We start from the raw sequence: 12,482 nt of genomic DNA, 5'->3' as shown, positions 1-12,482 counted from the left end.
TGCCGTTCACTATTCCCTGTGCCTTAAGTGTCTTCTAACGGTCATATAGCTTCCGATAAAGCCAATACCTATGCCAATTAGCAGTGACGAAGGTATTAAGGTACGAAATACAATTTGGGGCTCTAAGAATTGAAATGCATAAAATTGATTAATATATCTTTCAGTAATATATGATATTAGTTTATCATACATGAAATATAATACTACCAAAGGTACAATTGCTCCCATTACTCCGATAATTACACCCTCTACTATAAATGGCGACTTAATAAATGTATCGGTTGCACCGATTAACTTCATTATGGAAATTTCTTCTCTTCTTACAGAGATACCCATGGTGACTGTTGTGCTGATAAGAAATATAGCTACTGCCAAAAGTATGATAATAATTGCGGCAGAAACATATCCTACCAAAGCATTAAAGTTTTTAAAGGTATCTGCTACGGAGTCTGAATGGTTTACCTGCCTCACTCCATCCATTCCCTCTATGTACTTCACTAATTCTGCCTGCGAGGAAACTTCTTTTAAGTATACCGTATAAGAAGCGGAATCCTCTAAGGGATTATCATCTCCAAAGGTCTCTGCAAGCTCTTTACTTAGATATTTTTCCTTGTAATTCTTCCAGGTCTCTTCCGCCGAGGTATATTCCATAGCATTTACCTCATCGCGACGCTTTATTTCTTCACCTATTTTTTTAATTTGATCCTCGTTGATTCCCTTGTCAAAAAAAACCGTTACCCCTACGGAAGTCTCGGCTGTTTTTATCATATACTGAAAATTTGATACAACAAAATAAAATATGCCAAATAAAAATAAACATGCAGTTATTGTTCCGATAGAAGCTAGGGAAAACATCCGGTTACGCCGTATATTCTTAAACCCCTGCTTCAGACTATAATAAAAAGTACTAATGCGCACGGGTATACCCACCTTTTTGTTCATCACTGATTAATATGCCTTTGTTCATTGTAATCACTCTCTTCTGCATCTTATCCACAATATCACTGTTATGGGTAACTACCACCACTGTAGTCCCCCTTTTGTTAATTTCCTCTAAAAGCCGCATAATCTCCCAGGAATTTTTAGGATCCAGATTGCCGGTAGGCTCATCTGCTAATAAAATAATCGGATTATTTACAAGGGCTCTGGCAAGTGCAACCCTTTGCTGTTCTCCGCCGGATAATTCACTAGGCAGAGACTTGTGCTTATCAGAAAGCCCCATAACAGATAATATTGCCGGCACCTGCCTTCTTATAATCCTGTTTGGGGTCTCAATAACTCTTTGAGCAAAGGCTACATTCTCATATACATTCCGGTCTTTTAACAGCCTAAAATTCTGAAACACTACTCCTAAGCTTCTGCGGTATTTCGCCACTTGTCCACGGCGAAGTCTGGACAAATCTTTATAATTGACATAGACCTTGCCGTTAGTTGGCTCAATTTCTTTTAACATCAGTTTTATCATGGTGGATTTGCCGGAACCGCTGCTGCCAACAATAAATACAAATTCTCCTTTTCGAATCTGTAGATTAATATTGCTGATTGCAGGGGTTCCTTTCTGATATGCTTTCGACACATTTTCGAATACAATGACAGGTGCATTGATTTCATTCAAATGTTTGTTCATATCATATGCCATTTTAATACTCCAATGTCTCCATATATTTCATATATTTCACTACCATTAATGCAATCTTAAAGGTAATAGCATCTTCAAATACTCTTAAATCCAAGTTCGTACTCTTTTGTAATTTGTCCAGACGGTAAACCAGTGTATTTCTGTGGATATATAGCTGTCTGGAGGTTTCAGATACATTTAAGCTGTTTTCAAAGAATTTATTGATAGTGGTTAATGTTTCTTCATCGAATTCATCCGGTGATTTACCATCAAAAATTTCTTTAATAAACATTTTACACAAAGGCATAGGCAACTGATAAATCAAACGTCCGATTCCTAAATTACTATAAGCTACAACATTACGACCGCTATAGAAGATTTTTCCTACATCAAGAGCCATTTTCGCTTCTTTATAAGATCTGGACACATCTTTGATTTCATTTACAATTGTACCAAATGCTACATGGACTTTTGTCATTGCCTCTGTGTTAAGCATATCTAAGATAACTCTTGCCGTTTTATGCATATCATCATAATTTTCATTCGGTTTTAATTCTTTTACAAGAATAATATTCTTTTCATCTACCGCTGTAATAAAATCCTTGGTTTTTCCGGAAAATAATCCCCTAACGGTTTCTAATGCATTCACATCTTTTTCATTCTTTGTTTCAATGATAAATACAACTCTTCTTACATCCGTATCAATGTGAAGCTTTTTAGCGCGGTTATAAATATCTACCAGCAATAGGTTATCTAACAACAGGTTTTTAATGAAGTTATCCTTATCATATCTTTCTTTGTAAGCTACCAACAGATTCTGTATCTGGAAGGATGCAATCTTGCCCACCATATATACATCATCACTGTCACCCTTTGCAAGAATTACGTACTCCAGCTGGTGCTCATCAAATACCTTGAAAAACTGGTAGCCCTGCAACACCTGACTGTCAGCAGGGGATTCTACGAAAGCTAGTACGGCGTTCTCATATTCATCTGCATTGTTTATGGTCGTTGCCAAAGCCTTCCCTTCTGTATCCATAACACAAAGGTCTACTCTGGTTATGGCTTTTAAGCCTTCAAGGGTATTCTGTAGTATTTGATTGGATATCATATTGTCCACTCCTTCTGTAATCTGATTCATTTATACTTTTAAAATTTATAACCTTTATTTTAACATTGAAATAGTAGAAAGTAAACTAAAATCACAGAATTTACATTATATTTTTCGTACAATAGTGTTAAATCCTATACCCTTCTATAAAGTTCATTCAATAAACTATATAGAAGAATAAGATTTTTTACAATTTAATCCCTCTACGCCTAACAATTGTTACTATTTTTAGCATCTTATCTTATTTTAGGGGCTATCTGATATAAGCATGTGCATTTTCAATTTTTATTAAACATGAATACACTAAAACTTCCTTTGATATAAAAAAACAGGGAATACATTGGCTGTATTCCCTGTTAATAACTTTATAATTAGTGTAAGATAACCTGTTCTGTTTCTTTATCGAACACATGAAGTCTTGCTAAATCAAAAGCAATCTTGATTGTATCACCAGGTCTTGCAGTTGTACGAGGATTTACTCTTGCAGTAATATCATACTGGTCTACTGCAAAATACAGATAAACTTCTGCACCTAATAATTCGTATACTCTTACAGTTGCTTCGATAATACTGTCAGGAGAGTTGTTGATGAATACTTCTTCATCTTTTACATCTTCCGGACGAATTCCTAACATAACCTGTTTACCTTCATAACCGCCATCGATTAATTTCTTAGCTTTTGCTTCAGGTAATTTAATTGAATTTGATCCAAACTGTAAGGAAACAGAAGAACCGTTTCTTACTACAGTAGATTCAATAATATTCATCTGAGGGGAACCGATAAAAGTAGCAACAAATAAATTATTTGGCATATTGTAAAGGTTCTGAGGAGAATCAACCTGCTGTACAACACCGTCTTTCATAACTACGATTCTTGTACCAAGTGTCATAGCTTCTGTCTGATCATGTGTTACGTAGATGATTGTTGTCTGTAAATTCTGGTGTAACTTGGAGATTTCGATACGCATCTGTACCCTTAATTTTGCATCCAAGTTTGATAAAGGTTCATCCATAAGGAATACCTTAGGATTACGAACGATAGCACGACCCATGGCAACACGCTGTCTCTGACCACCGGATAAAGCCTTAGGCTTACGGTCTAATAGATGCTCAATGTCAAGGATTTTTGCTGCTTCATGTACTAATTTATCAATCTGATCTTTTGGAGTCTTTCTTAACTTAAGACCAAAAGCCATATTATCATAAACGGACATATGAGGATATAATGCGTAGTTCTGGAAGACCATCGCAATATCTCTGTCTTTAGGTTCTACGTCATTAACTAATTTATCACCGATCCATAATTCACCTGCTGTTATTTCTTCCAGACCTGCTATCATACGTAATGTTGTTGATTTACCACAACCAGATGGTCCAACGAAGATGATAAATTCCTTATCCGCTATTTCAAGGTTAAAATCTTTAACAGCCACAAAACCATTAGGATATGTTTTGTTGATATTTTTTAAAGATAAACTTGCCATTTTCTCATTTCCTCCCTAGAATTAGTATGTCATTTTGTATACTACCTTGTACTATTACTATATGAATTATCATACACTATTAGCACTATGAAAGCCATATCCCATTTTAACAAATTAATTTTTACCCTTTTGTATAATTTGTATATTCATTTTCAAAATAAGTACTTTTACCGATTTTTTTAATAAATTTCTTTAAATTTACTGTCTATATTCTCTAAACCCCTCTCCCATAACCTCTCTGGCATCACTTACAATGATGAACGCTTTAGGGTCAACCTTGGCTACAATCTCGGTTAATTCAACAATTTCCTTTTTAGAAACAACACAAAACAACATTTTTTTATCTTGGTTGGAATACATTCCCGTCGCTGATACACCCGTGACACCTCTATCTAACTCTGCCATAATATGCTGGGCAATTTCATTATAATTGTCAGATATAATATACGCCATTTTAGCAAATTTTAAACCTTCCATTATACTGTCAGAAATCTTTGCAGCTATATAAACTGCTATAATTGCATATAAGGCTTTTGTAAGACCAAAGCTTATAACACCGGCAAGGACGATTACTCCGTCTACAACTGTAAGAATCTGTGGAACTGTATAATAAGGCTTATATTTATGAATTAACATAGCAAGTAAATCGGTGCCTCCGGTTGATGCATGAACAATAAATACCATGCCGATTCCGGCACCACCTATTACTCCGCCAAAAACAGAAGCTAACAGATAATCCTGGTATACTATGTCTACCGTAGGAATTAAATATAATGCAACTGACAAGCTGATTGTTGCGAAGAATGTATTTTTAAGAAACGTTTTTCCTCTGACAAGAATGGCAGCTATGAATAACGGAACATTCAATAGTATGTTAGACAACCAGATAGGAATACCGTCTTCAATCCACATACTAGACACCTTTTTAATGACAATGGCAAGGCCTGTAATCCCTCCCGTTACCATTTCTAAGGGTTCATATACTAAATTTATGGAGGCAGCCATTAAAAACGTACCTACTATAATCAGAATGTAGTGTGTTACTTTTGATTTGGTTGTTAAATTCTCCATATAGTTTGCCTTTTCTCCTCGAATTTATGTAAAGGTTTCTGTAATTATTGTAGCCTATGTGTATTGCTTTATACGATTTTCTGTTATTTTCCCTTACTTTTGTACAAAAGAAGGTAATTATAGCTCATATTCAACCAAAATATAGTATATCAGAAAGAAATTGGAAACACAATAAACTTATATAATCCAAATGTAATTGTTTCTCTAAAACAAAAGACATGTTATAATGGGTGTTGTTAAGACTTAAAATTCTTGAAACAAAGAACATGGAGAACTTATGAGTGCCAAAACTGTATTAATAACAGGAGCTTCCCGAGGTATCGGCAAAGCCATTGCTTTAAAATTTGCTAAAGAAGGTTACAATCTGGTTATTACCTGTCGTGAACAAGAAACTGAATTAAATAAAACAAAAGCTGAGCTTGAAAGCCTTGGAGTAAATTGTCTTACCTATCTTGGTGATATGGGAAGCTATGAAGTGGTTCAGGAGCTGTTCGCTGCTGCCAGAAACCAATTCGGAACCATTGACGTTCTGATTAATAATGCCGGAATCTCTCATATAGGATTATTCACCGATATGAATTTTAAAGATTGGAACGAGATATTAAACACGAATTTAACTTCTGTCTTTAATTGCTGCCACCTTGCCATTCCTGGCATGATAGCTGTACAAAAGGGCAAAATTATTAATATATCCTCTGTATGGGGCATAACCGGTGCTTCCTGCGAAGTTGCCTATTCTGCTACCAAGGGAGGAATCAACGCATTTACTAAGGCTCTTGCCAAGGAACTGGCTCCTAGTAACATTCAGGTAAATGCAATTGCCTGTGGAGCCATTGATACCCAGATGAACCAGTTCCTTGAAAAAGATGAGATGGATGCCCTGATTGAAAGTATCCCTGCAAACCGCCTTGGCAAAACAGCGGAAGTGGCAGAGCTTGTATTCCAGCTTGCCTCTGGAAATGATTATCTCAATGGTCAGGTTATACCCTTAGACGGCGCCTGGATATAGGTTTATTCCAGAGGTCTCATAAGTAAGATACTCTCGCTTCTTTATCTTTAGCTGACATTACGAAAATATATGAAAAAAGCACCCCTCCCTGATTCTTATTTAAGGACGAGAGCCATGCTTCATGTTACCACCCTGTTTCATCTATGCCTTGCAACATAGACCTCTACAAGTACGAACGTTACTAAGCTATAATATTGATACTCTTCTCTTCTTAGCCTTTATCTTATATTTTGATTATCTTAGTATAATCATATGAGGTTGTCAAACATATACAAATAGTTTTATTCTTTTTTCCACTTCATAGTATATTCCGGATAACCTGAATCTTCATTTGGCTGTTGTTCTGTAATGATAAAGCCGCAGTGCTTATAAAAGTCAACTGCCTTTTGGTTATCTGCATAGGCACATAACTCCAGCTCGTTATACTGTTCTTTCGCATAATTTAATAAAGCTTTACCAATCCCCTGCCCTTGACTATTCTCGTCAACAAACAAGCCTCCGATAAAAACTTCATTTATTATACTGATAAATCCTTTTATCTGCTGACCCTCTTCATATACATAAGTATCTGCTGCGGGCAGATATTCTTTTTCTACTATGTCATAATTTTTCTTCCAATAATCCTCCGCGATAAAATCATGGGCTGTTATATTGGTACTTATCCAGATATCCATAACAGCTTTTATATCTTGTGCAACTAATTTTCTTATCATGATATCTCCTATCTGTGTGTCCTAGCACTCTGCGCATACACACGTACAATCCGGATGTTGAGCAAAATCTTGTTTTTACAATCTTATTCTGCATTTTCCTGCCTTGCTAATTATTTTCTATTTTACACTTGACATAATTTTAGTACGTAATTAATCCCTCGCTGCTATAGTTCACTCCCTGCTATATGTTTTCATCTTAAAAAAAAGATATCCTAATTATACTATATTTCTTAAAGAATAAAAAGACCTGCTATACACAAATCCACAAATGAAGCTTATCCTCTATGCGTATGCTCCCGGTTCATTTTCCCGTAATAACTCCCCTCTACAAGCAGCATAACACTCCATCCAATGGCGCAGGCATAGGCGATTCCCTGTATTCCTAACGTACCGGATAGCAAAAAAGTAAACAATACCCGAAGGCTAGTCTGAACTATCGTACCAACTAAAGTTATCTGCATTCGTCCCATGCCCCTAAAATACCCCTGCATTCCATTCGTAAAACCCGGAAATATATAAAACAATGCCATCAAGGATAAATAGCGGCTACCCTCTGCAATAACCGACCTGGATGACTTTCCTACAAAAAGCTCCATTATAGGATTACACAGCCATAAAACCACCAGACATATACTAATTCCATAGACCAACTCGATAAACATACCGGTACGAAATCCCTTGTTTATCCTTTCTGTCTTCCCTGCACCATTATTTTGCGCAATAAAAGTAGTCATAGCATGGGAAATATTCTGCTCTGGAGTAAATGCATAATCATCAATTTTACTAACCGCATTAAAAGCTGCAATCACATCGATTCCCATAGTGTTTACAGCACCCTGTATCATAAGCTTTCCGATTGGTTGACAAGCTTGTTGTAACGCAGTAACGCTGCCGTATTTTAAAGTTTCCTTAAGGAGTCCCTTATCTATTTTAAATTCTGACGGATATAGTTTTAATATCGGAATTTTGCGATAAACATATACAATACACAGAATTGCAGAAACTGCCTGGGCAATCACCGTGGTCATAGCCGAACAGATTATACCAAAACCTAAGTAGCCCACGAATATAATATCAAGCACTCCATTTAACACTGCTGCAAATACTAAAAATTTTAGAGGTGTTTTTGAATCACCCACACTTTTTAAAGCGGAGGATACCGCATTGTAGAAGTAAGTAAAAGGCATGCCTAAAAAGATGAGTCTTAAATATATGGTGGACATAGACATAATGTCTTCCGGAACTTTTAAGATTCTTAATAGGCCGCCTGCTGTTATCATTCCCATTATAACTACTAACAGTGAAAAGTAGACACCAAGAACCGCTATGGTAGCCATTTCTTTTTTTAACATATCCTCTTTTTTTGCTCCATAAAATCGCCCCATAATAACAGAGGCGCCGATACAAATACCGGATATGCCAAGAATAAAAATATTCATGATAGGGTTGGCTGTTCCTACAGCTGCCAGGGCTTCTTTTCCGATAAATCGTCCTACTATCACCGAATCCACTACATTGTATGTTAATTGAAAAATGTTACCAAGGATTAAAGGTATCGCATAGGTAATTAATTGTTTTGGAATGCTTCCTTCTGTCATTCTCATTAACTTAGCCATCTTTTTATCTCCTGCTCTATTGTCTATGCAATGCAGATAATCGCAGAATACTGCATCTTTTCCCGCCGCCTCACGATTCCCTTATGAATTATAAAAATTACTGATCTGGTGAAATCCTTGCTATCATTCATAGCACCGGTTCACCCGTCTTCTAATTATTTCTTCCAAAAAAATAATCCTTTAAAAGCTTCTCCTTTACTTCCTTTAACCGCCTGTGAAATTGCAGGTAAAAGTCTTGTTCCGAATCATATCTTTGAATATAAAAGCTGTTTAGTAAATACATATTAATATTTTTAACCTGTGTATCATCCGGAATCTCTTGAAGTTTTACTTCTACCTCATTTAAAAAATAATGCCATTTCAGCAAAAATTGCTTATTTTTCTTATAATCCGGGGTATCAATCCATTTATTCACCTTAACCATAGTCGAGCTATTATTATGACATTCATTTACCTGTAATATATATTTAAAGTCTCCATTTTCATAGTATCTTCCAAGAGGAAATATTCTACAAATTCCAGGTCGAAAGCTGTGAATACTGCATCTGCCTTTCTCATTTAAGAAAGAGCAGCTCTCAGAGAGAGCAGTCATCCTAAGGTTTGGAAGAATGATACCATCCACAATGTTCAATTCTACTTTGTCTGTCAGCAGATGTTCAAAGGATACATCTAATTTAGTCAGTAACCAGTGCATATCATAAGGGTCTAAGACAATGGAATTTCCCATTCCATGACAACAGGAAGCAAGCCCCTTACATCCATTACAACTAGTTTTTACCAGATCCTCCGGTTCATATAGTTTTCCATCTGATATTTCATTCAGACCGCCTTCTCTTCTCATTTTAACTCCTATCCGTGTACTTTTTGCATATATAAATCAAGATGTTGAAACTTGGTTTCAACTTAAACTCCCATCTGTGTTCCTTTTTAAGCTTATAAACTTTGTGCCACAGGCACGTTACGTTTTGTCCCTGCTATCTATTATATATACTTATTGCAAATGTACAACCCCACAGATGATAAAAGAGCATTTCACATAAGTACTATTATGTATATTATTCCAAACACTCTTACAAATTAACAGGGATTATGCTATTACTGTTCCCACCGTAACATTCTTCGGAATATTTGTTTTTTGCATAAAAAATACAGCAAACCCCATTCCTAACTTTCGCTAAGAATGACATTTACTGTACGTCAACTCCACTGCCATTTGCATCTAAATAAAATAAATTGGTGTTATGTTAACACAATTAAAAATTCGTCAACTTTTAATTTAAGATTGTTTTTGTAAATATTTCTTTCCAACCGAAAAACCTCTTCCTCTTACTTCACTGACACGGCTTATCATTACAAATGCATCTTCATCGATTTGATGTACCAGCTTTTCTACTTTATAAAGTTCTCTGTTGGAAACCACACTTAACAGAATGTCTGTTTCTTTTTCGAGATATCCCGTTTTACCATGCAGCAGCGTTACCCCTCTGTCAATCTCTGAAATAATAGCTTCTTTAATAACTTCCGATCTGTCACTTACTATTTTCAATTGCATTTTGTTCGTACCTAACATAAGAAGCCTGTCCAAAACAATGGAATACACCAGTACCAAAACAATTCCATAAAGAACCTTTTCTTTATCGCTGAAGGCAGTCTGAAAAGCGAGTATCACACAGTCCGCAATATATAAACTGACGGACACGGAAATGCGGGTATACTTGTTAAGAATCAATGGAGGTATATCCATTCCTCCTGTACTTGCACCCGCCCGAATCACTATTGCAATGGCTGCTCCTATACAAAGCCCGCCAAATAGCGTACATAAAAAGATATCATTCGTAAGCTGGAAATCACCCAATGTTTTCTGCAATAATTCCAAGGCTATCGGATAGCAAAAGGTACTGACCAATGTCGTTAGGGCAAAGTTTCTTCCCAAAATCAGAAAACCCAACACAAACATTGTTATGTTAAAGAAAAATATAAAATAAGATACCGGTAAACCAGTGAAGTGATTGATACTCATTGCTATACCCGTCGTCCCTCCCGTAATCAACCCCGACGGCATAATAAAGAAAACAATTCCAATCGCATATAAAATATTTCCAAATATAACAATCAATATGTCAAATACTAATCTCCTCTTTTTCATTCATACCTCCTTCAAAAGCTTTGTCCGCAATTAGCCTGTACAAAGCCCCTTTCTTACATAAAAAACGCCTGTTAGATTTTCCCTAACAGACGTGGATCAAGGCACCAGCCTAATACTTTAAATTATATTTCTATTTATTTGTATTTATTTATACCATAAACTATTTATTATTTCAATATTTCTTTTCTGGATTTTCATTAATAATTATGTTTAGAATCCTTACTATTGCTAACATTAATATTCAATCTTTAATATTTCCAATAACTCCTGCACTTTTTCAGGGCTTTTAGAAAAGGATTTTATAGGGCTTCCAATATATTCTGTACATTGCCCTTCTGTAATCGTATTGTTCCGTTCTATAGGAGTTTTCTCCGTTTCAACGGTATACTTCCAGCTAACCTCTCCCAAATTATCAATTAATGCAATTAGGACACAGGCATAACTTTTTATTCTTTCCTCAAATATGTTAGAATTAGAGGTACTTTTTTCGAAGTCCATTGTCCAACCGTATGGCTCCTTGGTTGTCTGTAAGGAATTCGTGAAATTACCCAAGGTCTTTGGCACTCCAAGAATAGATGCTATTTTGGCATTGGAAGACATATCACCCACATACTTGTTTTTGGCATTGTATAAATCATTGGCTAACTTTGTAATAACCGTACCATTTGCTTTAACTGTATTTCCGTTAATATTAACTTCCGTCTCTAAATCATTTAGATTAATCTTCAAATTAAAGACACGTTCCCGGCTCCACAAGGACCTCCGTCGTGCATATAATATCAATTCTTTCCTCCCGTCTTCTTCTGTCTTTAGCCTATATCCTTTATAGGTATCAGATATGTCATAAAAAATCCCGCCAAAATTCAATTGACTTTCATCTGTATTCAAGTAAGTAATATCATATGAGTTCACCCGATATCCAATAACATATAATTTTACCACTGTGGCGGCAATTAGTAGCAGCAGCACACTTAATATTCCGAATAACACCTTTTTATTGTTATTTCTTCTTATTTTTCTTAAGTAGTTAATCTCTTTGACGGACTTCTCTTCTTCCTGCTCTTTTTCGCCTACAAGCCTGCTTTTCATGTTCTTATAATGTGCCTGACATTCATTGCATTCTTCCAGATGTTTTTTCATCTCCCTGTTTGTTGCTTCTGATGTTAGTTCCTCTATAAATAACGGCATTAAGTCCTGCACTATTTCACAAGGTATTTTACTTTTCATTACAATCCTGCCTCCTTAATAACAATTTCTTTTCCACGATAATAAGTTACTCTTGCCCAGTTTTCACTTTTATCCATGATTTCTCCTATCTGACGAAAGGTAAGATTTCCAATCAAACGCAGGTACATTACTTCACGCATGGGATCTTTCAATTTGTGCAGTACTTTAAGCACATTCATATTACTCCATGCTTTAAAGAAATCTGCTTCCGCGGAATTAACTGACACTTCTGACGCTTCTTCGAGGGAGACTTGATTTTTCTGTTTCCTCATATACTCATACCAGATATTCTTTGCAATTCCGCAAAGCCAGGTAGAAACACTACTTTTCCCTTTAAAATTGTCAATACCTTTTACTGCCTGATAAAAGGTTTCCTGTGTCAGTTCCTCCGCTAAATCCGGATTCTGTGTTTTCGTCAGAAGAAAGCCATAAACATTCTTAGCATATTTCCTATATATTTGTTCCATGGAATCCATCGCCCTGTCTT

Annotated in this window: 12 protein-coding genes; 1 reads left to right on the top strand and 11 read right to left on the bottom strand. The window is 35.8% G+C overall.

Translation table 11 applies throughout. The annotated features are described in order from the left end of the window. Window positions 1-9: 9 nt before the first annotated feature. The 5 genes from ftsX to acsn021_RS02255 form a co-directional block, all read right to left on the bottom strand. Entirely contained in the window at window positions 10-918 is a 909-nt protein-coding gene (ftsX, locus tag acsn021_RS02275) for a permease-like cell division protein FtsX (protein WP_184092701.1), read from the bottom strand. After that, window positions 908-1,639, bottom strand: a complete 732-nt coding sequence (gene ftsE, locus acsn021_RS02270; RefSeq protein ID WP_243167851.1) for a cell division ATP-binding protein FtsE — start codon at window positions 1,637-1,639, stop codon at window positions 908-910. Before ftsE ends, ftsX begins: the two co-directional genes overlap by 11 nt. Window position 1,640: 1 nt before the next feature. Beyond that, window positions 1,641-2,729: a PucR family transcriptional regulator gene (locus acsn021_RS02265; protein ID WP_184092702.1), complete on the bottom strand. Its 1,089-nt coding sequence runs from the start codon at window positions 2,727-2,729 to the stop codon at window positions 1,641-1,643. A 371-nt stretch (window positions 2,730-3,100) separates the two neighbouring features. After that, window positions 3,101-4,213 (bottom strand): ABC transporter ATP-binding protein, encoded by a 1,113-nt coding sequence (locus acsn021_RS02260; protein WP_184092703.1) that lies wholly within the window; start codon window positions 4,211-4,213, stop codon window positions 3,101-3,103. A gap of 198 nt (window positions 4,214-4,411) precedes the next feature. Then, window positions 4,412-5,284, bottom strand: coding sequence for a YitT family protein (locus acsn021_RS02255; RefSeq protein ID WP_184092704.1), 873 nt, complete (start codon window positions 5,282-5,284; stop codon window positions 4,412-4,414). A 277-nt stretch (window positions 5,285-5,561) separates the two neighbouring features. Between acsn021_RS02255 and ymfI the strand changes: the two genes are divergently transcribed. After that, window positions 5,562-6,293, top strand: a complete 732-nt coding sequence (gene ymfI / locus acsn021_RS02250) for an elongation factor P 5-aminopentanone reductase (RefSeq protein ID WP_184092705.1) — start codon at window positions 5,562-5,564, stop codon at window positions 6,291-6,293. A 281-nt stretch (window positions 6,294-6,574) separates the two neighbouring features. On the opposite strand, the gene acsn021_RS02245 is transcribed toward ymfI, so the two are convergent. From acsn021_RS02245 to acsn021_RS02220, 6 genes are all read right to left on the bottom strand, one after another. Beyond that, complete coding sequence (locus acsn021_RS02245) at window positions 6,575-7,006, bottom strand: N-acetyltransferase (RefSeq protein ID WP_184092706.1); 432 nt, start codon at window positions 7,004-7,006, stop codon at window positions 6,575-6,577. 275 nt (window positions 7,007-7,281) lie between these two features. Then, on the bottom strand, window positions 7,282-8,622 hold the full coding sequence (locus acsn021_RS02240; RefSeq protein ID WP_184092707.1) for an MATE family efflux transporter: 1,341 nt from the start codon (window positions 8,620-8,622) through the stop codon (window positions 7,282-7,284). Window positions 8,623-8,773: 151 nt separating this feature from the next. Further along, on the bottom strand, window positions 8,774-9,463 hold the full coding sequence (locus tag acsn021_RS02235) for a YkgJ family cysteine cluster protein (RefSeq protein ID WP_184092708.1): 690 nt from the start codon (window positions 9,461-9,463) through the stop codon (window positions 8,774-8,776). A gap of 435 nt (window positions 9,464-9,898) precedes the next feature. Beyond that, entirely contained in the window at window positions 9,899-10,768 is an 870-nt protein-coding gene (locus tag acsn021_RS02230) for a YitT family protein (RefSeq protein ID WP_184092709.1), read from the bottom strand. Between the two features lie 234 nt (window positions 10,769-11,002). Next, window positions 11,003-11,995, bottom strand: coding sequence for a DUF4825 domain-containing protein (locus acsn021_RS02225; RefSeq protein WP_184092710.1), 993 nt, complete (start codon window positions 11,993-11,995; stop codon window positions 11,003-11,005). Next, complete coding sequence (locus acsn021_RS02220; RefSeq protein WP_184092711.1) at window positions 11,995-12,471, bottom strand: RNA polymerase sigma factor; 477 nt, start codon at window positions 12,469-12,471, stop codon at window positions 11,995-11,997. Before acsn021_RS02220 ends, acsn021_RS02225 begins: the two co-directional genes overlap by 1 nt. Window positions 12,472-12,482 lie beyond the last annotated feature (11 nt).

The sequence above is a fragment of the Anaerocolumna cellulosilytica genome (assembly GCF_014218335.1).
In the GTDB taxonomy this organism is placed as follows: Bacteria; Bacillota; Clostridia; order Lachnospirales; family Lachnospiraceae; genus Anaerocolumna; species Anaerocolumna cellulosilytica.
Note: the sequence above shows the minus strand (reverse complement) of the source record. Positions and strands in the feature narration are given on the sequence as shown.

Excerpts from the sequence above, each read along its gene's own strand:
- ftsE (WP_243167851.1), bottom strand. The coding sequence starts at position 1,639 with ATGGCATATGATATGAACAAACATTTGAATGAAATCAATGCACCTGTC.
- acsn021_RS02265 (WP_184092702.1), bottom strand. The coding sequence starts at position 2,729 with ATGATATCCAATCAAATACTACAGAATACCCTTGAAGGCTTAAAAGCC.
- acsn021_RS02260 (WP_184092703.1), bottom strand. The coding sequence starts at position 4,213 with ATGGCAAGTTTATCTTTAAAAAATATCAACAAAACATATCCTAATGGT.
- acsn021_RS02255 (WP_184092704.1), bottom strand. The coding sequence starts at position 5,284 with ATGGAGAATTTAACAACCAAATCAAAAGTAACACACTACATTCTGATT.
- ymfI (WP_184092705.1), top strand. The coding sequence starts at position 5,562 with ATGAGTGCCAAAACTGTATTAATAACAGGAGCTTCCCGAGGTATCGGC.
- acsn021_RS02245 (WP_184092706.1), bottom strand. The coding sequence starts at position 7,006 with ATGATAAGAAAATTAGTTGCACAAGATATAAAAGCTGTTATGGATATC.
- acsn021_RS02240 (WP_184092707.1), bottom strand. The coding sequence starts at position 8,622 with ATGGCTAAGTTAATGAGAATGACAGAAGGAAGCATTCCAAAACAATTA.
- acsn021_RS02235 (WP_184092708.1), bottom strand. The coding sequence starts at position 9,463 with ATGAGAAGAGAAGGCGGTCTGAATGAAATATCAGATGGAAAACTATAT.
- acsn021_RS02230 (WP_184092709.1), bottom strand. The coding sequence starts at position 10,768 with ATGAAAAAGAGGAGATTAGTATTTGACATATTGATTGTTATATTTGGA.
- acsn021_RS02225 (WP_184092710.1), bottom strand. The coding sequence starts at position 11,995 with ATGAAAAGTAAAATACCTTGTGAAATAGTGCAGGACTTAATGCCGTTA.
- acsn021_RS02220 (WP_184092711.1), bottom strand. The coding sequence starts at position 12,471 with ATGGATTCCATGGAACAAATATATAGGAAATATGCTAAGAATGTTTAT.